This is a genomic window from Amycolatopsis sp. FDAARGOS 1241, assembly GCF_016889705.1.
In the GTDB taxonomy this organism is placed as follows: Bacteria; Actinomycetota; Actinomycetes; order Mycobacteriales; family Pseudonocardiaceae; genus Amycolatopsis.
The window spans coordinates 5,649,273-5,674,128 of record NZ_CP069526.1 but is presented as its reverse complement, the minus strand read 5'-3'; the positions used below and the strand labels follow the sequence as shown (position 1 = coordinate 5,674,128).

The 24,856-nt window shown below is 71.7% G+C and carries 22 protein-coding genes and 1 pseudogene; 15 read left to right on the top strand and 8 right to left on the bottom strand.

Annotated features, from left to right (window positions below):
- The first annotated feature begins 172 nt into the window (after nucleotides 1–172).
- The 13 genes from I6J71_RS27905 (at nucleotide 173) to I6J71_RS27845 (ending at nucleotide 15,279) form a co-directional block, all read left to right on the top strand.
- The gene (locus tag I6J71_RS27905; RefSeq protein ID WP_204089573.1) at nucleotides 173–628 is read left to right on the top strand and encodes a Fur family transcriptional regulator; all 456 of its coding nucleotides are present in this window, start codon (nucleotides 173–175) and stop codon (nucleotides 626–628) included.
- The gene (katG, locus tag I6J71_RS27900) at nucleotides 621–2,864 is read left to right on the top strand and encodes a catalase/peroxidase HPI (RefSeq protein ID WP_204089572.1); all 2,244 of its coding nucleotides are present in this window, start codon (nucleotides 621–623) and stop codon (nucleotides 2,862–2,864) included. Before I6J71_RS27905 ends, katG begins: the two co-directional genes overlap by 8 nt.
- A 274-nt stretch (nucleotides 2,865–3,138) precedes the next feature.
- Nucleotides 3,139–4,164 carry a LacI family DNA-binding transcriptional regulator gene (locus I6J71_RS27895; protein ID WP_204089571.1) on the top strand — a complete coding sequence of 342 codons (1,026 nt, stop codon included), beginning with the start codon at nucleotides 3,139–3,141 and terminating at the stop codon, nucleotides 4,162–4,164.
- Nucleotides 4,165–4,267: 103 nt separating this feature from the next.
- Nucleotides 4,268–5,251, top strand: coding sequence for a carbohydrate ABC transporter permease (locus I6J71_RS27890; protein WP_204089570.1), 984 nt, complete (start codon nucleotides 4,268–4,270; stop codon nucleotides 5,249–5,251).
- A gap of 3 nt (nucleotides 5,252–5,254) precedes the next feature.
- Nucleotides 5,255–6,082, top strand: a complete 828-nt coding sequence (locus I6J71_RS27885; RefSeq protein ID WP_204089569.1) for a carbohydrate ABC transporter permease — start codon at nucleotides 5,255–5,257, stop codon at nucleotides 6,080–6,082.
- Nucleotides 6,083–6,144: 62 nt separating this feature from the next.
- Nucleotides 6,145–7,428: an ABC transporter substrate-binding protein gene (locus I6J71_RS27880; RefSeq protein ID WP_204089568.1), complete on the top strand. Its 1,284-nt coding sequence runs from the start codon at nucleotides 6,145–6,147 to the stop codon at nucleotides 7,426–7,428.
- A 39-nt stretch (nucleotides 7,429–7,467) separates the two neighbouring features.
- Nucleotides 7,468–8,697, top strand: coding sequence for an ADP-ribosylglycohydrolase family protein (locus I6J71_RS27875; protein WP_204089567.1), 1,230 nt, complete (start codon nucleotides 7,468–7,470; stop codon nucleotides 8,695–8,697).
- Entirely contained in the window at nucleotides 8,694–10,040 is a 1,347-nt protein-coding gene (locus tag I6J71_RS27870) for an ADP-ribosylglycohydrolase family protein (RefSeq protein ID WP_204089566.1), read from the top strand. Before I6J71_RS27875 ends, I6J71_RS27870 begins: the two co-directional genes overlap by 4 nt.
- Nucleotides 10,037–10,924 (top strand): ribokinase, encoded by an 888-nt coding sequence (locus tag I6J71_RS27865; RefSeq protein WP_204089565.1) that lies wholly within the window; start codon nucleotides 10,037–10,039, stop codon nucleotides 10,922–10,924. The genes I6J71_RS27870 and I6J71_RS27865 overlap by 4 nt, the downstream gene beginning before the upstream one ends.
- The gene (locus tag I6J71_RS27860) at nucleotides 10,921–12,888 is read left to right on the top strand and encodes an SUMF1/EgtB/PvdO family nonheme iron enzyme (RefSeq protein ID WP_204089564.1); all 1,968 of its coding nucleotides are present in this window, start codon (nucleotides 10,921–10,923) and stop codon (nucleotides 12,886–12,888) included. Before I6J71_RS27865 ends, I6J71_RS27860 begins: the two co-directional genes overlap by 4 nt.
- Before the next feature lie 77 nt (nucleotides 12,889–12,965).
- Entirely contained in the window at nucleotides 12,966–14,093 is a 1,128-nt protein-coding gene (locus I6J71_RS27855; protein ID WP_370542231.1) for a CaiB/BaiF CoA transferase family protein, read from the top strand.
- Nucleotides 14,090–14,917: a CoA ester lyase gene (locus I6J71_RS27850; protein WP_204089562.1), complete on the top strand. Its 828-nt coding sequence runs from the start codon at nucleotides 14,090–14,092 to the stop codon at nucleotides 14,915–14,917. Before I6J71_RS27855 ends, I6J71_RS27850 begins: the two co-directional genes overlap by 4 nt.
- Nucleotides 14,918–15,048: 131 nt before the next feature.
- Nucleotides 15,049–15,279, top strand: a complete 231-nt coding sequence (locus I6J71_RS27845) for a hypothetical protein (protein ID WP_204089561.1) — start codon at nucleotides 15,049–15,051, stop codon at nucleotides 15,277–15,279.
- On the opposite strand, the pseudogene I6J71_RS27840 reads toward I6J71_RS27845, so the two are convergent.
- The 4 genes and pseudogenes from I6J71_RS27840 to I6J71_RS27825 all read right to left on the bottom strand — a co-directional run bounded on the left by I6J71_RS27840 (nucleotide 15,276) and on the right by I6J71_RS27825 (nucleotide 18,921).
- Nucleotides 15,276–15,672: pseudogene (locus tag I6J71_RS27840) on the bottom strand (DUF6010 family protein). The gene I6J71_RS27845 and the pseudogene I6J71_RS27840 sit on opposite strands and share 4 nt — an antisense overlap.
- Before the next feature lie 103 nt (nucleotides 15,673–15,775).
- Nucleotides 15,776–15,928, bottom strand: a complete 153-nt coding sequence (locus tag I6J71_RS27835) for a hypothetical protein (protein WP_204089560.1) — start codon at nucleotides 15,926–15,928, stop codon at nucleotides 15,776–15,778.
- 47 nt (nucleotides 15,929–15,975) lie between these two features.
- A complete protein-coding gene (locus tag I6J71_RS27830; protein ID WP_204089559.1) occupies nucleotides 15,976–18,012 on the bottom strand; it encodes a Na+/H+ antiporter NhaA in 2,037 nt (678 codons plus the stop codon).
- Nucleotides 18,013–18,045: 33 nt separating this feature from the next.
- Nucleotides 18,046–18,921, bottom strand: coding sequence for an alpha/beta fold hydrolase (locus I6J71_RS27825; protein ID WP_204089558.1), 876 nt, complete (start codon nucleotides 18,919–18,921; stop codon nucleotides 18,046–18,048).
- Nucleotides 18,922–19,007: 86 nt separating this feature from the next.
- On the opposite strand from I6J71_RS27825, the gene I6J71_RS27820 reads away from it, so the two are divergent.
- Nucleotides 19,008–19,520, top strand: a complete 513-nt coding sequence (locus I6J71_RS27820) for a CGNR zinc finger domain-containing protein (RefSeq protein WP_204089557.1) — start codon at nucleotides 19,008–19,010, stop codon at nucleotides 19,518–19,520.
- 177 nt (nucleotides 19,521–19,697) lie between these two features.
- On the opposite strand, the gene I6J71_RS27815 is transcribed toward I6J71_RS27820, so the two are convergent.
- From I6J71_RS27815 to I6J71_RS27800, 4 genes are all read right to left on the bottom strand, one after another.
- Nucleotides 19,698–20,126, bottom strand: a complete 429-nt coding sequence (locus I6J71_RS27815; RefSeq protein WP_239153944.1) for an ABC transporter permease — start codon at nucleotides 20,124–20,126, stop codon at nucleotides 19,698–19,700.
- A gap of 271 nt (nucleotides 20,127–20,397) precedes the next feature.
- Nucleotides 20,398–21,054 carry a hypothetical protein gene (locus I6J71_RS27810; protein WP_204089556.1) on the bottom strand — a complete coding sequence of 219 codons (657 nt, stop codon included), beginning with the start codon at nucleotides 21,052–21,054 and terminating at the stop codon, nucleotides 20,398–20,400.
- A 343-nt stretch (nucleotides 21,055–21,397) separates the two neighbouring features.
- Nucleotides 21,398–22,063, bottom strand: a complete 666-nt coding sequence (locus I6J71_RS48985; RefSeq protein WP_239153943.1) for a GntR family transcriptional regulator — start codon at nucleotides 22,061–22,063, stop codon at nucleotides 21,398–21,400.
- Nucleotides 22,064–22,074: 11 nt separating this feature from the next.
- Entirely contained in the window at nucleotides 22,075–22,578 is a 504-nt protein-coding gene (locus I6J71_RS27800) for a VOC family protein (RefSeq protein WP_204089555.1), read from the bottom strand.
- Nucleotides 22,579–22,693: 115 nt separating this feature from the next.
- Between I6J71_RS27800 and I6J71_RS27795 the strand changes: the two genes are divergently transcribed.
- Entirely contained in the window at nucleotides 22,694–24,856 is a 2,163-nt protein-coding gene (locus tag I6J71_RS27795; RefSeq protein WP_204089554.1) for a thiamine pyrophosphate-dependent enzyme, read from the top strand.

Sequence of the window (24,856 nt, the reverse complement as noted above, 5' to 3'; positions counted from 1 at the left end):
GTGGCCGGGAACGGCCGAAACCCCCTTGCTCACCCGGGGTTCCGCCGAAATTTCCGTGACTGTAAGTTTATGCCGGGCCCGCAGCGTGTCACGGTTCAGGCGCGTGACCCGGATGGTTCACAACGGTGAGTGATTCTTGATTCGTTCCAGAATCTGCGGCACACTGCCACGCGTGCCAACGACTTCGGACTTCGAGCGCATGCTTCGCGGAGCTGCTCTGCGGGTGACGCGTCCTCGGGTTGCCGTGCTGTCCGCGGTGCACGACCACCCGCACGCCGACACCGCTTCGCTCATCGGGGTCGTGCGAGCGGATCTCGGCGAGGTGTCCCACCAGGCCGTGTACGACGTCCTCAACGCACTGACCTCCGCGGGGCTGGTGCGGCGCATCGAACCCGAGGGTTCGGTCGCCCGGTACGAGGCGCGGGTGGGGGACAACCATCACCACGTCGTGTGCCGGTCGTGCGGTGCGATCGCCGACGTCGACTGCGCCGTCGGTGCCGCGCCCTGCCTGACCGCGTCCGATGACCACGGGTTCGTCATCGACGAGGCCGAGGTCATCTACTGGGGCCTGTGCCCCGACTGCACCACCGTTACCCACACCGATTCCCGGAAGGATTCCCGTGTCTGACACCCCCAACGCCGAAGTCGGCGAGATGAACGTGGAGAGCGCGGGCGGGTGCCCCGTCCACACGGGCCGCTTCGCGCACCCGACCGAGGGCGGCAGCAACCGTGACTGGTGGCCGAACCAGCTCAACCTCTCGATCCTCCGGAAGCACTCGGCCGTGGCCAACCCCATGGACGAGGACTTCGACTACGCCAAGGAGTTCCAGACCGTCGACCTCGACGAGCTGGCGCGCGACGTCGACGCTGTCCTGACCACCTCGCAGGACTGGTGGCCCGCCGACTTCGGGCACTACGGCGGCTTCATGATCCGCATGGCGTGGCACAGCGCCGGCACCTACCGCATCGACGACGGCCGCGGGGGAGCGGGCGCGGGCATGCAGCGCTTCGCGCCGCTGAACAGCTGGCCGGACAACGGCAACCTGGACAAGGCGCGCCGCCTGCTGTGGCCGGTGAAGAAGAAGTACGGGAAGAAGATCTCGTGGGCCGACCTCATGATCTTCACGGGCAACCGCGCCCTGGAGACCATGGGCTTCAAGACCTTCGGTTTCGCCGGTGGCCGCGTCGACGTGTACGAGCCCGACCAGGACGTGTACTGGGGCCCCGAGCGCACGTGGCTCGGCGACGAGCGCTACACCGGTGACCGCGAGCTCGAAGCGCCGCTGGCCGCCGTGCAGATGGGCCTGATCTACGTCAATCCCGAGGGCCCGAACGGGAACCCGGACCCGGTGGCCGCGGCCCGCGACATCCGCGAGACGTTCCGCCGCATGGCGATGAACGACGAGGAGACCGTCGCGCTGATCGCCGGTGGGCACACCTTCGGCAAGACCCACGGTGCCGCCGACGCCGACGCGTACGTCGGTGCGGAGCCCGAGGGCGCGTCGATCGAGGAGCAGGGCCTGGGCTGGAAGAACAGCTTCGGCTCGGGCAAGGGCCGCGACGCGATCACCAGTGGCATCGAGGTCACCTGGACCCCGACCCCGACCAAGTGGAGCAACTGGTTCTTCCACAACCTGTTCACCTACGACTGGGAGCTGGAAACCGGCCCCGGTGGTGCCAACCAGTGGAAGCCGAAGAACAACGCCGCCGCGAACACCGTGCCGGACCCCGAGTCGGGTGAGCTCAACCGCGCGCCGGGCATGCTGACCACGGACCTCGCCCTGCGCTTCGACCCGATCTACGAGCCGATTTCGCGCCGCTTCTACGAGAATCCGCAGGAGTTCGCCGACGCGTTCGCCCGCGCCTGGTACAAGCTGACCCACCGCGACCTGGGCCCGATCCAGCGCTACCTCGGCGCGCTGGTGCCGGACGAGGCGCTGATCTGGCAGGACCGCGTGCCGGCCGTGGACCACGAGCTGGTCGACGCGTCCGACATCGCGGACCTCAAGGCGAAGGTCCTCGAGTCGGGCCTGAGCGTGGGGCAGCTGGTGTCGACCGCGTGGGCGTCGGCCTCGACGTTCCGCAGCGGTGACAAACGCGGTGGCGCCAACGGTGCCCGCCTGCGCCTCGAGCCTCAGCGCAGCTGGGAGGTCAACAACCCCGACGAGCTCGCACAGGTGCTGAGCACGCTCGAGGGTGTGCAGGAGGCGTTCAACAGCGCCCAGTCCGGCGGCAAGAAGATCTCGCTGGCCGACTTGATCGTGCTCGCCGGTGCGGCGGGTGTCGAGAAGGCGGCCAAGGACGCGGGCGTCGCGGTGACGGTGCCCTTCACCCCGGGCCGCACCGACGCCACCGAGGCCCAGACCGACGTCGAGTCGTTCGTGCCGCTCGAGCCGAAGGCCGACGGGTTCCGCAACTACCGCGGCAAGGGCAACCGCCTGCCGAGCGAGTACCTGCTCATCGACCGCGCGAACCTGCTGAACCTGTCCGCGCCGGAGATGACCGTGCTGGTCGGCGGCCTGCGCGTGCTGGGCGCCAACTACCGGCAGTCGAAGCAGGGCGTGCTCACCGACGCCCCGGGCACCCTGACGAACGACTTCTTCGTCAATCTGCTCGACATGAGCATCGAGTGGAAGCCTGCCGACGGGTCCGACGCGTTCGCCGAGTCCTTCGAGGCCCGCGACCGCGCCACCGGCGAGGTCAAGTGGACCGGCAGCCGCACGGACCTCGTTTTCGGGTCCAACTCGGAGCTGCGCGCCCTCGCCGAGGTCTACGCCGCGGACGACGCCAAGGAGAAGTTCGTGCGCGACTTCGTCGCCGCGTGGGACAAGGTCATGATGCTGGACCGGTACGACCTGGTCTGAGCTCGCTCGGGAGCCTGACTGAGCTCCCGAAGACCTCCTGAGGGGGCGGGGACTGCGGTCCCCGCCCCCTTCTTCCGCGCCCGGGGCAGCGCCTTCGCCCTGGCCGGAGTCCTCGCACCGGCTGCCGGCCCACGGTGTGGTGAACCGCTGGTTGACACAGCGCCCCGTCGGGGTGCAGTATCGAATCAATCCCGTTGGAAACGTTTCCAACACCCGATCGCAAACCTGGAAACGTTTCCAACGTTTGCGGACCACAACCGAGGTACGAGCGACGATGACGTCAACACGGGCCACGCTCATGCAGGTGGCCGAGCGCGCCGGGGTGTCCCTGGCCTCGACCTCCCGTGCGCTGCACGGGGCGGGTGCGAGCAAGGCGATGGTCGAGCGCGTCCGGGCCGCCGCGGAAGAGCTCGGGTACAGCGCCGACGCGATCGGCCGGTCGCTGCGGATGAAGAAGACGTTCCAGGTCGCGTTCGCGGTCGCGGACATCGGCAACCCCGTCTACGTCGAGATGATGCGGGCCATCCACGAGGTCCTGGAGCCGCACGGGTACCGCGTGGTCGTGATGTCGACGGGCGACACGTCCACGTCGACGGTCGAACTCGTGCGCAGTCTCGGCAGCGGCTTCGTGGACGGCATGATCGTGAGTCCCCTGCGCACCGACGACGCGCTGATCACCGAGATCCAGCAGGCCCCCGTGCCGGTCGTGGTGATCGGGCGCGCGATGGACGACCGCGGCATCAGCTCCGTCTCCACCGACTCCGCCGGCGGGATCGGCGAGGCGGTGCGCCACCTGCACGCCATCGGCCGCCGCCGCATCGGGTTCCTCAACGGACCCGTCGACACGACGCCGGGCGCCTCGCGCCAGCGCGGGTTCGACGCGGTGGCGGGGGAGATCGCGGCGGAGCGGATCGAGCGCGAGGTCGCCTGCGACTTCACTGTCAGCGCCGGTCTCGAAGCCGCCCGGCGGTTGTTCGCGCGGTCGCCGCAACAGCGGCTCGACGCCCTGGTCGCGGCCAACGACCTGCTCGCCATCGGCGCCATCCGCGCCGTGCGGGAGCTGGGCCTGTCGGTGCCGGAGGACGTCGCCGTGACCGGGATGGACGACACCGAGATCGGCCGGGTCTTCCAGCCGAGCCTCACCAGCGTGTCCCTCGGCACGACCGAACGCGGGCGCGCCGCCGCGCGCATCATGCTGCAGCTCGCCGACGACCCCGATCAGGCCGCGCAGCAGATCTCCGTGGGCCCGGAACTGGTGGTCCGCGAATCGACCAGCGTGCCCGCGGGAGGTGCGCGATGACCGTGCGGCTGTCCCCGACCCGCCCGCGCCGGCCGCGGCCCGCAGGCCCGGCCGAGCCGCCGCGTCCCGAACCGGCGACGCCGAAGACCGAGCGAGGTGCGCGATGACGACCCCGTCCCTGACCGAGCGGGACCGCGCCACCGCGCCGGCCCCGAAACCGCGCAAGCGCGTCTCGGCACTGGCGCGCACGCGCCGGCGCGAGGCGATCGCCCTGGTGCTGCCTTCGCTGATCCCGATCCTCGTGCTCAGCGTGGCGCCGCTCGTGATCGGCATCGTGCTCGCGTTCACCCACGCGCGCCTGGTGCGCCACCCCGACTACAGCTTCGCCGGCGTCGAGAACTTCGCGCGCCTCGGCGGCAACGCGCTGTTCTGGGACTCGCTGCGCATCGGCCTGATCTGGACGGTCGGCGTCACGCTGCTCCAGCTCGCCGCCGCGATGGGTCTGGCGCTGCTGCTGAACTCGGGACTGCGGCTGCAGGGCTTGACGCGCGTGCTCGCCCTCGTGCCGTGGGCCATGCCGCCGGTGGTCGTGGCGATCATGTGGCAGATGATCTACTCCGCCAACGGCGGCCCGCTCAACGCGTTCCTCGGCGCGGTGGGGCTGCCCGGCGACACCAACTGGCTCGGCGACTTCTCGACCGCGCTGCCGGCGGTGATCGTCGTCGGCGTGTGGGTCGGGATGCCGCAGACCACGGTGACGCTGCTGGCCGGGCTGCAGCAGATCCCCGGCGAGCTGATCGAAGCGGCCGAAGTGGACGGTGCCGGCGCCTGGCGGCGGTTCACGGCTGTGACGTGGCCCGCGCTGCGCCCGATCGTCACGTCGATCACCTCGCTGAACTTCATCTGGAACTTCAACTCCTTTTCGCTGGTCTACGTGCTCACCGCGGGCGGGCCGGGCGGCAAGACGATGGTGCCGGTGCTGTTCATCTACCTGGAGGCCTTCAAGAACCGCGAGATCGGCTACGCGGCGGCGATGGGGCTCGTCGTCGTGGTGGTGGTCGTGCTGATCCTCGCCGTGTACCTGCGGTCGCAGTTCCGCTCCGAAGACAGCGAAGTCGGCGCGGCCGGCGCGGGAAAGGGGCGCTGAGCCATGCGCTTGCTCGTTCGTCCGGCCCAGTACGTCGCCCTGGCGCTGTACATCCTGTTCCTCGGCTTCCCGTTGCTGTGGCTGATCTCGGCCTCGGTGAAGTCCTCGGGTGAGCTCAACTCGCTCTCCGTGAGCCTGCTGCCGCACGAGTGGCACTGGGAGAACTACGCCGAAGCCCTCACGCGCCAGGGACTTCTGCACTCGGCGTGGAACAGCCTGCTGGTCGCACTCGCGTCCACGGTGCTGTCGATCGTGATCTCCGTGCCGGCGTCCTACGTGCTGGCGCGGCTGAAGGGGAAGGTCCGCATCGCGGGTGTCGGCTGGATCCTGGTGAGCCAGGTCTTCCCGGTGGTGCTGATCATCCTGCCGCTGTTCCTCATCCTGCGGACGCTGGGGCTGGCCGACAACCTCGTCGGGCTCACGCTCGTGCACACCACCTACATGCTGCCGTTCGCGTTGTGGATGCTGCAGGGCTACGTGGCCGCGATCCCGACCGAGCTCGAAGAAGCGGGCGCGATGGACGGCGCCGGCCGGTTCACCGTGCTGCGCACCATCGTCTTCCCGCTGCTGGCCCCCGGCGTCGTGGCGACGGCGATGTTCAGCTTCGTCTCGTCGTGGAACGAGTTCTTCTTCGCGCTGGTGCTGCTGCAGTCGCCGGAGAACTACACCCTGCCGATCACCTTGAACATGTTCGTGGGCGGCGAGGGCAAGACAGCCCTCGGGCCGCTCGCCGCCGGGGCCGTGCTCGCCGCGATCCCCAGCATCGTCTTCTTCAGCATCCTGCGGAAGAAGCTCACCAGCGGGCTCATGGCCGGGGCGGTGAAGGGATGACCCTCCGCCGCCGGGCCGCTGAAACCCCATTCCCCCAGAAGAAATCCCCGAAAGGTCGGTCGATGAAGACACGACGCGCGCTGGTCGCCGCCAGCCTGCTGGTCTCCGGTCTGCTGCTCGCCGCGTGCGGCAGTGGCAGCGGCAGCGGAGACGCGAGCGGTCCCGTCACCCTCACGTTCCAGTCCCTGTCCGACCAGCCCGCGGCGATCGCCGAGACGCAGAAGATCGTGGGCGACTGGAACTCCTCGCACAAGGACGTCCAGGTCAAGATCGTGCAGGCGGGCTGGGACAGCGTCTACGACAAGCTGATCACCCAGTTCAACGCCGGCACCGCGCCGGACATCGTCCACTACGAGGCGGCGGGCATCGAGCCGTTCGCGGCCGACGACTACCTCGCCGACCTCACGCCGTACCTCTCGCCGCAGAAGCGCGCCGACTTCCAGAAGGGCGTGCTCGACTCGGTGACGTTCGGCGGCAAGGTCGTCGCGTTCCCGACCGAAGTGCAGTCCTACGTGGTCTTCGCGAACAAGACCCTGCTGAAGCAGGCCGGCGTGCCCGTGCCGACCGGCAAGACGATGACCTGGGACCAGCTGCGCCAGATCGCCAAGGCCACCACCAAAGGCGGCAAGTACGGCCTCGGCTGGGGCCTGTCGAGCCCGACGGCCGCATTCGTCGCACTGGCTCCCGGCTTCGGCGGCAAGTACTTCCAGGGCACCGGTGACCAGGCGAACCTGACGGTGGGCGAGGGCGAGATGGCGCTGCCGAAGCTCGTCGACCAGATGGCCTACCAGGACCACTCGGTGCTGCCGGTGACGCTCACGCAGTCGGGCTCGAAGGCGCTCGCGCCGTTCTACGCCGGCCAGATCGCGATGACCGTGCAGGGTTCCTACCAGGCCGCGAACATCGCCAAGGACGCGCCGAAGGGCTTCGACTGGATCGTGCTGCCGCCGCTGGCCGGCCCGGCCGGACCGGCGCAGGCCGCCAGCCCGCAGACGCTGTCGGTGAACAAGGACTCCCAGCACGTCAAGGAAGCCGCCGAGTTCATCGATTACTTCACCAGCACCGAGAACCTGGCCGCGATGAACGAGGCCGACGCGCTGATCCCGCCCACGAACTCGGCTCGCCAGGCGCTGTCGGCGAAGCTCGCCGGCAAGACCGGCTGGGACCAGGTCCTCGCTTCGGGCCAGTACATCACGTCCGCGCCGTACCTGTTCGCCAGCAAGTACCCGCAGTGGAAGGACACCGTCGCCACGCCGGCGTACCAGCAGTTCCTGGCCCAGAAGACCGACGCCGGCGGCCTCGCCACCCAGCTGCAGAACGGCTGGAAGAGCGTCACCACCAACTGAACGCAACTACGAAACGAACTGGGACTGGAGCGGATTCTCTTGACCTGGCTGGAAGACCGGGCCGTCGCGGTGATCACCGGCGCGGCCGTGGGCGACGCCCTCGGCGGTGCCGTCGAAGGGTGGACCCCCGAGCAGATCGAGGAGCGCCACGGCGGCCGCGTGACCGGCATCGTCGGACCCTGGTACCCGAACTGGCGTGACGCGCGGCCCATCGCGCCTTACCACAAGGGCGACGGGCACATCACCGACGACACCCTCATGACGCGCGCGATCGTCGAGGTGTACGCGAAGCGCCGGGACCACCTCGACGCGTTCGCCGTGGCCGAGGACCTCGTGCCGCTGATGATCGGCGAACCCCGGTGGGTGCCGGAGCTGGAGTCGACGGCGCTGCTGCTGCAGCGCGTGTTCCTCGCGGAGAAGTGGATCGTCGCGCGGCTGCACTACGGCCACGTCGACCCGCGGGAGGCCGGGGTCGGAAACGTTGTCAACTGCGGTGCGGCGATGTACGTCGCCCCGGTGGGGGTGGTGAACCCGGGTGATCCCCGCGGTGCCTACGCCGAGGCGATCGACCTCACCGGTGCGCACCAGTCGAGCTACGGCCGGGAGGCCGCCGGGGTCCTGGCCGCGATGGTCGCGGCCGCGGTCGCCCCGGGCGCGACGCTCGAGGACGTCACGGCGGCGGCGCTCGAGCTCGCGCACGACGGCACGGCGGCGGCGATCCGGGCTGTCGTCGACGAGTTCGGCGGCACGGCCGCGGCGCCGGCCACTGACGAGCAGGAACGCGCGCTGGCGCGGAGGGTCCGGGAAGTCGTGGAGCCGTTCGATTCGGTCGGGCCGGAGTACCGGCAGATGTCGCTCGACGCGCGTCGCCCGTCGCGGACCAAGTCGATCGAGGAGCTGCCGGCGGCGCTCGCGTTCGTGCTCGCGCACCGCGGCGACTTCCGCGGCGCTGTGCTCGCGGCCGTGAACTACGGCCGCGACGCGGACTCGATCGCCGCCATGGCGGGGGCGATCTGCGCGGGCCTGGGCGGCGCGGCCGTGGTGCCGGCCGAGTGGCTCGGCCCGATCAGCGAGGCCAGCCGCATGGACGTGGCCGAGACCGGGCACTTGCTGGCGGCGGCCGCGGCCGACATCGTGCGGGCCGACCGCGAGCGGGCGCAGGCCCGGCTCAAGTCGCTCGACGGGCTGGACGCGGCTCCGGTGCCCGATCCGGACACGGTGGACGCAGTGAACACTGTGGACACGGTGAGCACGGTGGAGGGCGCGTGAGGCTCACCTGGGCCCAGCCCGAGGACCTGCTGGCACACGAGTTCGTCCAGGCCGTCGCCGAGGGCAAGGACGTCTCGGCGGTGCGGGAACGCTGGGTGGCGGCGGGCGGCGATCCCGTCCCCGCCGTGAGCGGCGCCGGGCCCGACCCGGCGCCGCCCGCCCTGCGGGAGCTGGCCCGCACGCTGCTCACCGAGCTGGCGCAGCTTCCGGTGGCACCGTCGCCGGCCGAACCCGGCGACTGGGCCGGGATCGAAGCCCTGCTCCCCGCCGCTCCGGAGCTGCCGCGAGGGCTGCGCGACGGGCGTGTGCTCGGCGCGTGGACGGGCCGGGCGGCCGGCTGCCTGCTCGGTAAACCGGTGGAGAAGATCCCGCGCGAGGGCATCGAGGAGATCCTGCGCGCCACGGGACGCTGGCCGCTGGAGCGGTGGTTCACCGCGGTCGGGCTGCCCGCCGACGTCGCCGCGCGCTGGCCGTGGAACCGCCGCTCGGCGAAGACCTCGCTCGAGGAGAACATCCACGGGATGCCCGAGGACGACGACCTCAACTACCCGATGCTCGCGCTGACCCTGCTCGAGACGCACGGCCGCGGGTTCACCACCGACGACGTCGCCCAGTTGTGGCTCGACAACCTCCCGGCCGGGCGCGTGTTCACGGCCGAGCGGGCGGCGTACCGCAACATCCTCGACGCGCGGCCGGTGCCCGAGACGGCGACGTACCTCAACCCGTTCCGCGAGTGGATCGGCGCGCTGATCCGCAGCGACGTGTTCGGCTGGGTGTCGCCGGGCGAGGTGCGCGGCGCGGCTCGGCTCGCGTGGACCGATGCGCGGCTGAGCCACACGCGCAACGGCGTGTACGGCGCGATGTGGGCCGCCGCGCTGGCTTCGGCCGCGATGGTGTGCGACACCGTCGACGAGGTTCTCGAGGCGGCGGTTACGGTGCTCCCGCCGGGCAGCCGGCTCGCCGAAGCCGTGCGCCTCGGCCACGCGGCGGCTCGCGACGGCGACGTGCGCGCCGGGCTCGACCGGCTCCACGCGGCCTACGGCGACTTGCACTGGGTTCACGTGCTCGGCAACGCCGCCGTGATCGCCTATGCCCTGGCCAAGGGCGGCGGCGAGTTCGGGCCCAGCGTTTCGATCGCCGTCACGGCGGGCTGGGACACCGACTCCGCGGCCGCGACCGTCGGCGGGGTGGTGGGTGCCCTCCGCGGGGTCGACGGCATCGGCGAGCAGTGGGTGGCTCCGCTGGAAGGCCGGATCGCGACCTCGCTGCCCGGTGGCGAGCAGAAGATCGCCGACCTCGCGGCACGCACGATCGCGCTCGCCCCGGCGGAGCGTGTGTCGTGACCGGAACCGTGGTCGTGGTCGGGTCGGCCAACGCCGACCTGGTCGTCGACGTGCCGCGGCCGCCGCGGGCCGGGGAGACGATCCTCGGCGGACGGCTGCGGCGCAGTCCGGGGGGCAAGGGCGCCAACCAGGCGGTCGGCGCCGCGCTGGCCGGGGGAGCGCACACGACGTTCGTGGGCGCCCTCGGCGAGGACGAGGCTGCGGACCTGATCCTGCTGTCGCTCGGGAGCGCGGGCGTGCGGACCGATCTCGTCGCCCGCACGAAAACGCCGACCGGCACGGCGTTCGTCACCGTGTCCCCGGACGGGGAGAACGCGATCGTCGTGGCGCCGGGCGCGAACGAGCACGTGCGGATCGGCGAGGCGGAAGCCGCGCGGATCGCGGTGGCCGACGTGGTGCTCGCGCAGCTGGAGATCCCGCTCGACGTGGTGCGGGCCGCTGCGGCCGCGCGCACACCCGGCGCGCTGCTGGTGCTCAACGCCGCGCCCTCGCGTGACCTGCCGGACGACGTCTGGGCGGCCCTCGACGTGCTCGTGGTCAACGAGCACGAAGCCGCGGACCTCGGTGGCAGCGCGGAAGAACTGCTGAAGCGGGTGCCGGCCGTCGTGGTCACGCTGGGCAGCGAAGGCTGTCTCGTCGCAGAACGCGAGCGGGAACCGGTGCGGGTGCCCGGGATCCGGGTGGACACAGTGGACACCACCGGCGCCGGCGACACGTTCTGCGGCGTGCTCGCCGCCGGGCTCGCCCAAGGCCGGCCGCTGGCCGACGCCGCACGGCTGGCCTGCGCGGCCGGCGCGCTCGCCGTCACGCGGCCCGGCGCGCAGGCCGCCGTTCCCACCGCCGAAGAGGTCGCGGCGCTCGCGGCCGGAGAAAAGGTGCGATGACCGCCCCGTTCGACCCCCTCGTGCCGCGTCCGATCGACCGGCCGGCCGACGTGCCCCTCGGCCCGCTGACCCCCGAGCAGCTCGAGGCGCTCGACGAAGCCAAGATCTTCGCCGCGCCGAGCGATCCCGCCGACCGGCCCGCGTGGCGAGCCCGCCTGCGCGAGTGGCGCTTGGACTCGCGCCGGCGCCACGCCTACACCGGCGAGGCCTACGACCGGCCCGGCGCCGCATGGGCCGCGCGCTGCCACACCGTCGCGCAGGTCTGGCTGTGGGACGAGCTGCTGTACTCGTTCGAGGACGGGAAGTTCACCCCCGAGCGCTTCCTCGCCGACGCGCGCGAACGTTTCGGTGGCCTCGACGCCGTCGTGCTGTGGCACGCCTACCCGGTGATCGGGCTCGACGACCGCAACCAGTGGGATTTCTACCGCGACGTGCCCGGCCTGCGGGAGCTCATCACCGCGCTGCACGAGGCCGGGCTGCACGTGTTCGTCGACTACAACCCGTGGGACGTCGGCACCCGGCGCGGTGAGGACGACCTGAGCGAGCTCGCGGCGCTCGTTGCCGACTTCGCGGTGGACGGCGTTTTCCTCGACACCCTCAAGAAGGCCGAACCGGGCTTCGTCGAACGGCTCGAAGCCGCCCGGCCCGGCATCGTGCTGGAAGGCGAGTCGAAGCTGCCGGTCGAGCGGATCGCCGACCACACCGCGTCGTGGGCCCAGTTCTTCGCCGATTCGCCCGTGCCCGGTGTGCTGCGCGCCCACTGGTACGAACGGCGGCACATGCAGCACCACGTGCGCCGCTGGCACCGCGACCACTCCGAAGAACTGCAGTCCGCGTGGCTCAACGGCGCCGGCGTGATGGTGTGGGAGGTCGTGTTCGGCGTGTGGGTGGGCTGGTCCCGCCGCGACGCCTCGACCGTGCGGCGCATGGTGACCGTCCAGCGCGCGGCCGGCGACCTGCTGCTGGGCGGCGAGTGGACGCCGCTGGCCGAGCTGACGCCCGAGGCCGACGCCGCCGGCGTGTACGCGTCCAGCTGGCAGCGCGCCGGGGTGACCCTGTGGACACTGGTCAACCGTGGCGCGGCCGACTTCACCGGTGACGTGCTGCCCGCCGGGCCCGGCAAGGTGCTCGACTTGCTGGGCGGCGTGCCCGGTCGCGGGATCGGCGCCGTGCTGCACCTCGCCGACGGCACGCCGGAACCCGCGTGGCTGCCGGAATTGCTCGATGCACTGCGCGACGCGCCCCACGACTCCGAGGCCCGGTTCCCGCACCGGCTCGCCGAACGCGTCCGTCCACAACGGACCACAGGCGCGCCCGAGGCAGGTGCCGTCGTGGTCCCCGCCGGGCCGTACGTGCTGACTGTCCGCTACCGCGCCCGCGAGACCGGCATGTACCAGGGCGCGCCGTACGTGGACGAGTGGAAGCCGTTGCCGCCGCGGCTGCACGACGCGCGCACGCTCCAGCGTTCCGGCTCGCTGGCCGGCGCTGTGTCGGTCGCCGCCACCGAGGTGACCAACGCGCAGTTCGCGGAGTTCCTCGCCGCCACGGGGTACCGGCCCACTCAGCCACACCGGTTCCTGGCGCACTGGACCGGCGGTGTCCCGGACCGGCCCGAGGAGCCGGTGACCTACGTGGACCTCGACGACGCCCGCGCGTACTGCGCGTGGCGCGGCGGCCGGCTGCCCACCGAGGACGAATGGCAGCTGGCGGGGGAGACCGGCGGGTTGCTTCGCGGCGAACCCGCCGTGTGGAACTGGACCGAGAGCGAGCACTCCGACGGACGCACGCGGTTCGTGCTGCTCAAGGGCGGCAGCGACTACCGGGCCGAGGGCTCCGAGTGGTACGTCGAAGGCGGCCGCCACGCGCCGGACGTCAGCGTGAAACTCCTGGTACCCGGCCTCGGCCTCGCGCGTGGCGCGACGGTCGGGTTCCGGTGCGCGTGGGACGGGGAGGTGCCGGCGTGACGACGACCCGGGACGCCACCGACGGCGCGCTGGCCGGCCTGCGCGTGGTCGACGCGTCGACGCTGTTCGCGGGCCCGATGGCCGCGATGCACCTGGGCGACATGGGCGCCGACGTGATCAAGGTCGAGCACCCGCGCCGGCCCGATCCCTCGCGCGGCCACGGCGTCGCTAAGGACGGCGTGAACCTGTGGTGGAAGACGCTGGGGCGCAACAAGCGCACCGTCACCGCCGACCTCGGCAGCGAAGGCGGGCGCGAGGTGTTCCTCGCGCTGGCCGAGCAGGCCGACGTGGTGATCGAGAACTTCCGACCCGGCACGCTGGAACGGTGGGGGCTGGGCTACGACGAGCTCTCGGCGCGCAACCCGCGGCTCGTGCTCGCGCGCGTCACCGGCTTCGGCCAGTTCGGCCCGTACCGGTCGCGGCCCGGCTTCGGCACGCTCGCCGAGGCGATGAGCGGGTTCGCGGCCACGACCGGGGAACCGGACGGCCCGCCGACGCTGCCGCCGTTCGGGCTCGCCGACGGCATCGCGTCGCTGGCCACCGCGTACGCGATCATGGTCGCGTTGTCCGCGCGGGCGACGAGCGGCCGCGGACAGGTCGTGGACACGGCGATCATCGAGCCGATCCTCGCGATGCTCGGACCGCAGATCACGCGGTGGGACCAGCTGCGCACCGTCCAGCCGCGCACGGGAAACCGGTCCATCAACAACGCGCCGCGCAACACCTACCGCACCGCCGACGGGCAGTGGGTCGCCGTGTCCACGTCGGCCCAGTCGGTGGCCGAACGCGTGGTGCGGCTCGTCGGGCGGCCCGATCTCATCGAGCAGCCGTGGTTCGCGCGGGGCGCCGATCGCGCGCGGCACGCGGACGAGCTCGACGAAGCCGTGGGCGGCTGGATCGCCCAGCGCACGCGAGCGGAGGTCGTCGCGGCCTTCGAAGAAGCGCAGGCCGCGGTGGCGCCGATCTACGACGCCGCCGACATCGTCGCGGACCCGCAGTTCCGGGCGCTGGGCACGATCCACGAGATCGACGACCCCGAACTGGGCCCGATGCTCATGCAGGGCCCGCTTTTCCGGCTGTCGGACAACGCCGGCGTCATCGGCTTCACCGGCCGCCCGCACGGTGCCGACACCGACGGCGTGCTGAAGGAACTCGGGTTCTCGGCCGAGCGGATCGCGTCGCTGCGTGAGGAGGGGGCCGTATGAAAACGCCGGCACTGACGTTCCTCTACGTGCCGGCCGACCGGCCCGAGCGCGTCGAGAAGGCGCTCGCCTCGGAGGCCGACGTCGTTCTCGTCGACCTCGAAGACGCCGTCGCGCCCGCGCACAAGGATGCGGCGCGCGCGAACCTCGTGCGGCTGCTGGCCGACGCTGCCGGGGACCGCGCGGTGCAGGTGCGGATCAACCACCCGAGCACGCCGTGGCACGCGGCGGACGTCGCGGCGCTCGCGGGCCTGCCGCTGCCTGTGGGGGCCCGGGTGCCGAAGGTCGAGTCGCCCGCGGAAATCCTGGCGCTGGCCGCGGCGCTGCCCGGGCGCGACCTGCACCCGCTGATCGAGTCGGCGCTCGGGGTCGAGCGGGCGCTGGACATCGCGACCGCGTCGCCGCAGGTCGCGTCGATCGGGCTCGGCGAGGCGGATCTGCGCTCCGACCTGGGTATCGACGACGAGGCGGGTCTGACGTGGGCGCGCAGCCGCGTGATCGTCGCGGCGCGCGCCGCGCGGCTGGCCGCGCCCGCGATGTCGGCGTACCCCAACGTCCGCGACCTGGAGGGTCTGGCCACGTCGTGCCGGGCCGGGCGGGCGCTCGGCTTCCGCGGCCGCACGGCGATCCACCCGGCCCAGCTCGCGACGATCCGCGCGGCGTTCCTGCCGAGCGCGGAGGAGGTGGTACGGGCCAGCGAGGTCCTCGCGCGTGTCGCCGACGCCACCGCCGCCGGCGTGGGCGCGATCGCCCTGACCGACGGGACGTTCCTCGACGTCGCGATGGTCGAGCGCGCTCGCGCGGTGCTGGCCCTGGCCGGCGCCTAGGTCGTTGGTGCCCGGTCGGTCTTGCCCGGGTGATTCGCCAACGCTGTTCGCCGCTGCACCGCGACGACGGACACATCGGCGTGGGGCCCGTTCTGATCTATTCTGGACGGGGGATTCCACGAGGAGGGGCCATGACCGACGAAGAGCTCATCGTCGAGTTCGCCCTGCGCCGCCTCGACAACCCCGACCTCGAGCTGGAGGAAGTCGCGGCACTCGTCGTGCGCCGCCTGGGCCCCGATCGCATGCTCGAGTTCGCCGCGGCGAACCTCGCCAGCCGCGACGAACTGCGCGGCGCCCTCTTCCCCGCGGCTGTCGAACACGTCCTGCGCGTGGTCCTCACCCTGCGCGGGCCGAGCGACTAGTTCATCGCCGCGCGGCGGGTCTGCCACGGGCTGCGCCCGCCGCTGAAGGCCCACAAGGGCGATCACCGGATCGCAGAGCGCGCAGCCGAACGAAGAGTCGTGGAAGAACGGCAGGATCGGCTGCCCCTTGAGGTGGTGGACGACGTCCCACGCGGTGTGCAGCAGCCACCCGGCCCCGATGAACGCCCACGACTCCAGGCCCCTCAACGCCACGAAGACCATCACCGCGGAGAACCCGAGTTCCCACGGGCCCAGCGCCCCACCCGACAGGTAGGCCCCACCCGCGCCGGCGACCATCAAGGCGTTGAACCTCCGTCGCCCGGGCTCCGGGATCAACGACGACAGCCCCACATACACCAAGCCGATGACGATCGGCAGCAGCAGCTGGATCATGGTCGCCACGGTAGGAACCGGACGCCCGGCTCACCACCGGGCTGAACGCCGGATGCCCACGGATTCCCGCCAGGTGGCGGGAATCCGTGGGCGGCACCGCGAGTCAGCGGGACCTGGGGTGGCGGCGATGCGGCCACGTGGGGAGCTTCAGCCCGCGGCGGGTCACGTAGAAGGTGGGGATCAGGTCCAGCGACGGCGTCAGCGCACCGGCCGGTTCGGTGGGGGTCGGGGCCGGGGTGGTCGTCTTGGTGGTCATGGTGTCCTCCAAAGTGTCCGAAGTGGATGAGTCCGGTATGGACGGTGCTAGGCGGCGGACGCGGCCGCGGCGGTGCCGGCGGCGGGTGCGGCGGGGGAGGTGGTGAAGACTGCCGCGCGGGTGCGGGCGCCGGTGATGGCCGCGTTCAGGGTGGCGAGGTCCTGGGGGCCGTCGTGGCGTTGGGCGTTGATGAAGAACGTCGGGGTGCCCGCGACACCGCTGAGATCAGCGGATTCGACGTCGCTCTCGACGTGGGAGGTGAAGCGGCCGTGGAGCAGGTCGTCGCGGAAGCGGGCGGTGTCGAGGCCGAGCTGGGCGGCGTAGCCGACGAGCGCGTCGAAGTGCAGGTCGTCCTGGTTGGCGAGCAGCAGGTCGTGCATGGGCCAGAACGCGCCCTGCGCGCCGGCCGCCTCGGCGGCTTCCGCCGCGAGCTGCGCGTGGGGGTGGATGTCGTGCAGCGGCAGGTGGCGCCAGACGTACCGGATGTCGGCGTTGTCGGCCAGCAGCTCCCGCGCGGTCGGCGCGGCCATGCCGGTCCAGGGGCACTCGAAGTCGCCGTACTCGACCACGGTCACGGCGGCGTTCTCCGGTCCTCGCACGTGGTCACGGCCGAGATCAACCGGCGCCACGAGATCGGTGAGCTCCGGTGCGTCGCCGAGCAACGCGCGGGTCCGGACGGCCTCCGGCAACGCCGCGGTCACCCGCTGCACGACGAACGTCAGCAGCGCGGCCCCGATGGCGGCCGCCAGCACGCCGAGCTTCGCCTCCTCCAGCTCCCGCCCGGTGAACGCGAGGTCCGCGATCAGCAGCGAAACCGTGAAGGCGACGCCCGCCATCGTGCCGCCGCTCAGCACCCCGGCCCAGCCGACCGGCGGCTGCAGCGAACCGCGCGTCAGCCGTGCCAGCAGCCACGAGGCGCCGAACACCGCGAGCGGCTTGCCCACCACGTAGGCGAGGAAGATCCCGACGGTGATGGGCGCCGTGACCGCGCTCGCCAGCACGCCGGCGTTCACCGCGATCCCGGCGTTGGCCAGCGCGAACAGTGGCACCACGACGTAGCTCACGACCCGGTGGAAGGCGTGGCGCAGCCGGGCGTTGGCCGACAGCGTCGCGCTCAGTCGCCGGCTCGCGGAGCTGGCGGCCTCGGCGGTCGGCTGCTCACGGAAGAGCCGCACCAGTGCCGTCGCCTCCTCCAGCGTGTCACGCTTCGGCACGTACGCCGATGTCGCAAGGCCCACTGCCAGCCCGGCGACCACCGGGTCGATCCCGCTGGTGAGCAGTGAAGCCCACACCGTCAGCGCCAGTGTGGTGAACACGGGCTTGCGGTAGCGGTAGTCGAGGCGGCGGCTCGCGAGCACCCCGGCGTAGGCGAGGGCCGCGATGCCGAGCGCCACGAGGTTCACGTGGCTGCTGTACGCGAACGCGATGACCACCAGCGCCACGATGTCGTCGACGACGAACACCGTCAGCACGAAGGTCCGGATCCGCTCCGGCGCCCCACGCCCGACCACCGCGAACACCCCGAGGGCCAGCGCGGTGTCGGTCGACATCGCCGCGCCCCACCCGTGCGCGCCGGGCCCGCCGCCGGTGAGCGCCAGGTAGATCAGCACCGGCACCGCCATCCCGGCCAGGCCGGCGACGGCGGGCAGCACCAGCCGGCGCCGCTCGCGCAGATCACCGAGGTCGAACTCGCGCCGCGCCTCGAGCCCCACCACGAGGAAGAACAGCGTCATCAGCCCGCTGTTGACCCAGTCGCGCACCGGCAGCGCGGCGGCCAGCGGCCCGACGCGGACGCTGAGCACCCAGTTCCACACGGCTTCGTACGTGCCGGGCGCGACGTTCGCCCACACCAGCGCCACCACGACCGCGGCGACGAGCACGCCGGCGCTGCCGGACTCCGTCTTCAGGAATGCCCGCAGGGGGCTGGACGCCGGACCGGACATCGACATGCGGCCCATCGGCATTTCGCTGGTCGGAGCGGTCGGCATCGCGGTCATCGACGGCCTCTCGGACATCGGAGCCATCGGAGCCATCGAAGCCGTCGCGTCCGCCGGCCGGATCGGGGTGACGTTGATCGACTGCATCGGGTTCTCCTCGGAAACTGGTAGGAGCGGGGGTCAGTGCGCCTTGCGGGCCAGGAAGTCGCGGATCAGTGCGGCGACCTCGGCTCCGGCGCTCTCGAGCAGGAAATGGCCGCCGTCGAGCAAGTGGATCTCGGCGTCCGGCACGTCTTCGGCGAACGCCGTCGCGCCTTCGGGGCCGAAGATCTCGTCGCCCTTGCCCCACACGGCGAGGACCGGCGGCTGGTGCTCGCGCAGGTAGGTGTGCAGCGCGGGGTAGAGGGGCGGGTTGGTGGCGTAGTCGCGGAACAGCGCGAGCTGGATCTCGTCGTTGCCCGGCCGCGACAGCAGCGCGAAGTCGTGGTGCCAGGTGTCGGGGCTGACCAGCGTCTCGTCGGCCACGCCGGTGAGGTACTGCCAGCGCGTGGACTCCAGCGTCAGTGCGCCGCGGATGGCGTGCTCGGTTGCGGGCGTCTGCTCGGCGTGGTAGGCCCACACCGTCTTCCAGAACGCCGGGACGAAGCCCGCGTCGTAGCCGTTGCCGTTCTGCGTGATGATCGCCGTGACGGTCCCGGGGTTCGCCAGCGCGAGGCGCCAGCCGATCGGGGCGCCGTAGTCCTGCACGTACATCGCGTAGCGCGTGACGCCCAGCTCGCGCAGCAGCCCGACGGTGAGGTCTGTCAACGCGTCGAAGGTGTAGTCGAACTCCTCGACCGCGGGCGCGTCGGAGAGGCCGAACCCGAGGTGGTCGGGGGCGATCACGTGATAGCGGTCGGCCAGCGCCGGGATCAGGTTCCGGAACATGAACGAGCTGGTCGGGAAGCCGTGGAGCAGCACGAGCACGGGCGCATCGGCCGGTCCGGCCTCGCGGTAGAAGAGCCGGCGGCCGTGCACGGTGGCGTAGCGGTGGTGGACCTGCGGTGTCTCGATCATGGCTAACCCTTCAAGTTGAATTTGATGGTTAGACTCAAACATGGTAGAACTAACCTGTCAAGAGGCAGGTTGGAGGTTAGGTTGTGATGGACGCCGTGCTCGAGGTCGACGAGCGGTTGCTGCTCGACCTGTTGAACACGACACCGGTCATCGACGGCGAGCCGACCGACGACCTCGCCGCCGAGGACGCGGGCCTGCGCTGGCTGACCGACCACGGGCAGCCGGCGTCGCAGGCCGAATGGCGCACGCTGCTCGACGCGCGCTCGGCGCTGCAGGACGTGGTCCGCGGAGCCGCGGGCCCGCAGGCGGTCGCGCCCTTCATCGAAGGCGTCGGCTACCGGGCCCGGCTCGGCGACGAGGGCATCGAGTGGAACCTCGATGCCCCGGCGGGCCGCGCGGCCTCCGCGCGCGCCGTCTTCACGTGGGACCGGCTGCGCCACTCCGGCCGCCTGCGCCCGTGCGCCAACCCGGACTGCCGCCGCTTCCTCATCGACCACAGCAAACCCAACACGGCCCGCTGGTGCTCCATGGCGGTGTGCGGCAACCGGATGAAGGCCCGGCGGCACTACCGGCGAGCGCAGCAGTCCGAAGTGGACTGACAGCCCGGCACCGGGCCGCGTTAACGGGTCGGCCGCCGGATGATCGATGCCGGTGGCGGGCTCGGCTGCCGGTCCGGTGCGGACGGGAAGAGTCGCCGCCGGCCCTGCTGGGACCGCCGCGACTGAGCGGTGAACCGCGGCGGGCCCTTTCCCCCGGCTGAAGGGCTCGCCGCGGCGCTATTCGTTGTGCAGCACCGCCGCGATGGGAGTGCGCGCGGCGCGGCCGGCGGGGACGAGGGCGCCCAGCACCGCGATGCCGACCCCGGCGAGACCGAGCAGCACGAGCATCGACGCGCGGTAGACGTCGGTGACGAACCCGAAGACGTCCGACTGCGCGGCGCGCAGCATGGCGGGCCCGACGAGCCCGTGCACGGCCACGCCCAGTGGCAGTCCGCTCAGGTCGCCGAGCACGCCGAGGGCGCCGAGGGCGCCCATCGATGTGACCATCATGACCGTCACCTGGCGCGGCGTCATGCCGATCGCTTTGAGTACGCCCGGGTCGCGGCGGCGTTCGTGGGCGTTGAGGACCACGGTGTTGAACACCCCGAGCGCCGAGACGATCCCGAGCACCAGCGTGAGGATCGACGCGCTGCCGATGAGGACCACGGCCTGCGACGAGGTGCTGTCGCGCGGGGGAGCGGCGTCGAGACCCGGGTCGCCTGGACCGCCCGGACCACGGCGTCGCGGCCGGCACCCGGGGCGAGTTGCACGTCGTAGGTGTCCGCGCGGGCGTCCGGCGCCAGCCGGTGCAGCGTCGACCAGTCGCCGTAGCTCGTGTCGGCGTTGTTGGTGCGCGTGACGCCGACGAGGGTCACCGGAACGCGGTTGCCGCCGGGTTCCAGGGTGATCGCGTCGCTGAGGGAGAGCCCGCGCTGGTTCAGGAACCAGGACGGAGCGGCGACTTCCCCGGAAACCGGCCACCGGCCCTCCGTGATCGCCGGCCCCAGCGCCGCCGAATCACCGCGCGGAACACGACGGACGGTTCTCCGGAGCGGGTGCACCGTGCGCTCCGCCGAGGCCGACACGCGCGCAGCGCCCGCGTCACCGAGTGCCGCGGATTCGGGCCCGGGACGTCGCCGGGCACGGTGCTGCCGTCCTTCAAACCGGCGAGGCACTCCACGCGGTCTGCGTGGACCGGCCACATCGCGGAGTTGTACGCGCCGACCGACAGCGTCACCCCGAGCGACAGCGTCACGGTCAGCACGCCGAGCACGATCGCCGCGAGCGTCAACGCGCTGTGCGCCGGCCGCGTGAACGGCATCCCCAGGCCGGGGCTCACCGACCGCGGCAGCCGGGTGCCCGCCGGCCACCGCTGGATCGCCGGCGTCTGCCCGACGCGTGGCGTGCTGCCCGCGCTGATCGCCACCGCCGCCGGCAACCGGCGGGCACGCAGCGCGGACACCAGTGCCGCCACTGCGACGAGCACCGGCAACCCCAGCAGGTGGTGCTCGCGTACGACTTCGTTGTGGGAACGGTGGCGGGCTGGGGGATTCGCCGGGCGGGTGGCGCGGCGGGTCGCCAGGGCCAGAATCACGAGCCACCATGCCTGCTGTGGTCGCGGGACCGGCCGGGTGGGTCGTGCGGTGGTGCGCCGGCCGGAATCGCGAGCTGTTGCGGCTGTTGCCGGATCGAGCGGGAACCGCGGCCAGGCGGCGTCGTTAGAAGCAGGTACCACTCCCCGGCGCTGCGACATGACCGGGCGGGAACCGTGAACGCTCGGCGTGGATCCGCGGTCGGGCTGCGGGAGTCGACGGGCGGCTTCCGCGGCGGTGCGCCAGTACGAGAATCACGAGCCCCTACCGGCGGCTGCCGGACCGCGCGGGAACCGTGCCCAGACCGGCGCCGCGCGATCCGGGAACGGCGCCGGCGGCAGTGCGTCATGACCGGGCGGGAACTGTGAACACCTCCGGGTGTTTCACGAGCTCCACCCGCGTCCGGCGGATGTGCAGCTCCAGGATCCGTTCGGCGGACGGGTGGTCGCGTTGGCGCAGCGCTTCGATCAGCAGCCGGTGCTCGGCCTGGATGAGCCAGGCCCGCCGGTCCCACGCGAGGCGGGTGAACGCGCGCCGGTAGTGCTGCGTGGTGTCCCACAGGCGGTTGAGGATCGCGGCGAGGTCGTGCGCGTCGTGGTGGCGGTAGACCGTCCAGTGCAGCCGCCGGTCGAGCACGAGGAACTCCTCGACGTCGTCGGTGGCCTCGATGCGGTCCTCGAGCGCGGCCAGCTCGTCGATGTCCGCATCGGACAGTCGCGGCGCGGATTCGGCCAGCAGCAAGGGTTCCAGCCGCTCGCGCATCTTGTACGACAGCTCGCACTCGCGCACGTCCATCGACGTGACCCACGCGCCGGAGTTGGCGCGCAGGGTCACCAGGCCGCGCGATTCGAGGATGCGCAGCGCTTCGCGGACCGGCAGCCGGCTGGTGCTGAGCTCTTCGGCCAGCTCGTCCTGGATGATCCGCGTGCCCGGCGCCAGCCGGCCGTCGAGGATCCGCTCGCGCAGTTCGTCGGCGACGCGCTGGCTGGCCACGCCGGCGGGTACGGCCACGCTCGGTCCTCTCAGTCGAAGGCCCGCGGGTTGTGGTCGAAGGCCTTGCCGTTGGGATAGGACACTAGCTCACACTGCAGGCCCCACGGCGACAGGAAGTACACCCACCGCTGGCCTTCGCTGGCGCCGCGGCTGGCGGTCGGCTCGCCGAGCACCCGAAGCCCGCGCCGGCGCAAATCCGCCACGGCCGCGTCGAGGTCCTCCACGTACAGCGCGAGGTGGTGCCCGCCGACGTCGGAGTTGCGCGGCGACTCGGGGTTCTGGTCCTCCGCCTGGTATTCGAACACCTCCAAGATCGCCTTGCCGCCCAGGCGGTAGAAGTGCAGTTGCCGCATCACCGTCCGGTCGGTGACGTTGAGGTGCTCGCTCATCCAGCTGCCCTCGTCGTGGCGGAACGGCCCGAGCCGGTACAGGTACTCGCAGCCCAGCACGTCGGTGAAGAACTCGTGGGCCTCGCGCAGGTCCGGCACCGTGATGCCGAAGTGGTCCACGCCCGTCACGCCCGGGATCGGCATGAGAACACCTCCAATGGATCCATTCACTTGCTTTTCATAGCTACGTCACGGCATAGTCTGCGTCAAGACCTTGGTAATGGATCCATTCATTGACGAAACCGGACGAGGAGCCCTGATGGCCACTCACGAGTCACTGGTCGCCGGCGCGCCCTGGATCCAGCTGCGCGCCACGCCGGAGGACTGGGACGAAGCCGATCCCGACCTGCTGCTGCGCCTGCTCGGGCAGGCCCAGTGGATCCGGTCGTTCGAGGAGTACGTGCTGGACCTCGCGGCCCGCGGCCTCGTGCACGGCCCGGCACACTCGAGCATCGGGCAGGAGGGCGGCGCCGTCGGCTCGATCGTGCCGCTGCGCAGCGACGATTACGTCAACGGCTCCCACCGGGGCCACCACCAGTTCCTGGCGAAGGCCTTCGGCCACGTGGCACCGGATTCCACGGGCCTGCCGGCGCTGGGCGACGAGGTCCGCACGGTGCTGCGCCGCACGCTCGCCGAAATCTGCGGCCTGGCCGAGGGGTACGGCAACGGCCGCGGCGGCTCGATGCACCTGCAGTGGCGCGAGGCCGGCGCGATGGGGACCAACGCGATCGTCGGCGGCGGGGTCCCGCAGGCGGCCGGGTTCGCCTGGAACCAGCGCCACGCCGGCACGGACGCGGTCACCGTCACGTACTTCGGCGACGGCGCGGTGAACATCGGGTCGGTGCTGGAGACGTTCAACCTCGCGGCCGCGTGGAAGCTCCCGCTCTGCTTCTTCATCGAGAACAACCAGTACGCGGTGTCCACGCCCGTCGGCACGGCCACGGCGGAACCCCGGCTCTCGGCGCGCGGCCTCGGCTTCAACATCCCGAGCTGGCGGGTCGACGGGATGGATCCACTGGCCGTGCACCTGGCGATGACCGAAGCGGTGGCGCACATGCGCGCGGGCGGCGGCCCCACGATCGTCGAGGCGGACCTCTACCGCTACTTCCACCAGAACGGCCCGTACCCGGGCAGCGCCTTCGGCTACCGCACGAAGGACGAGGAGAGGGCCTGGCGCGACCGCGATCCGATCGACCTGCTGCGCGCCCACGCAGTGCGCCGCGGCCTCGTCGACGACGACCGGCTCAAGGCGTTCGACGAGGAGATCACCCGGACGCTGCACGAAATCGGCGAGAGCTTCCTCGAAGACGGGCCGGACGGCAAGCGGCGCATCAGGCACTCGGCCTGGCCCGACCCGGCGTTCGTCGACGTCGGCGTGCGCGGTGATCTGTCCGAACTGGCCGGCAGTCGCTACGAGGAGGCCGGCACCTTCTGTGGTGAGCTGACGGAGCGGCGGTTCATCGACGTCGTCAGCGACGTGCTCGCCCGCCGGCTCGAGACCGACGAGCGCGTGGTCGTGCTCGGCGAGGACGTCGACCGGCTCAAGGGCGGCACCAACGGCGCCACCAGGAAGGCGATCGAAAAGGTGCCCGAGCGTGTGCTGGGCACACCGATCAGCGAGAACGCGTTCACCGGCCTCGCGGGCGGCATGGCCGTCGACGGGCGGGCGCGCCCGATCGTCGAGTTCATGTACGCCGACTTCATGTGGGTCGCGGCCGACCAGCTGTTCAACCAGGTCGCCAAGGCGCGGCACATGTTCGGTGGCCACGGGAGCGTTCCGTTCGTGCTGCGCAGCAAACTCGCCGCGGGCACCGGGTACGGTTCGCAGCACTCGATGGACCCGGCGGGCATCCTCACGACCGCGCCCGGGCTGCGGGTCGTGGCGCCCTCGAACCCGTTCGACTACGTCGGCCTGATGAACACGGCACTCGCGTGCGACGACCCGGTGGTGGTGCTCGAGCACGTGGACCTCTACGCGTCCACCGGCACCGCGCCCGTCGACGACTTCGACTACCGGCTCCCCGTCGGCAAAGCCGCGGTGCGGCGCACCGGCGACGACCTCACGGTGATCAGCTACCTGTCGATGGTCGGGCACTGCCTGGAGGCGCTCGACGAGACCGGCGTCAGCGCGGACCTGATCGACCTGCGCTGGCTCGACCGCGCGAGCCTCGACTGGGACACGATCGAAGCCAGCGTCCGCAAGACCAACCGGGTGCTGATCGTGGAGCAGGGCGCGATCGGCACGTCCTACGGCGGCCGGCTCGCCGACGAGATCCAGCGCCGCCTCTTCGACTGGCTCGACGCGCCGATCGAGCGCGTCACCGGCGGCGAGGCGTCGCCCAGCATCAGCAAGGTCCTCGAACGCGCGGCGATCGCGCGGACCGAGGAAGTGGCCGAGGCGCTGCGGCGCGTCACCGACTGA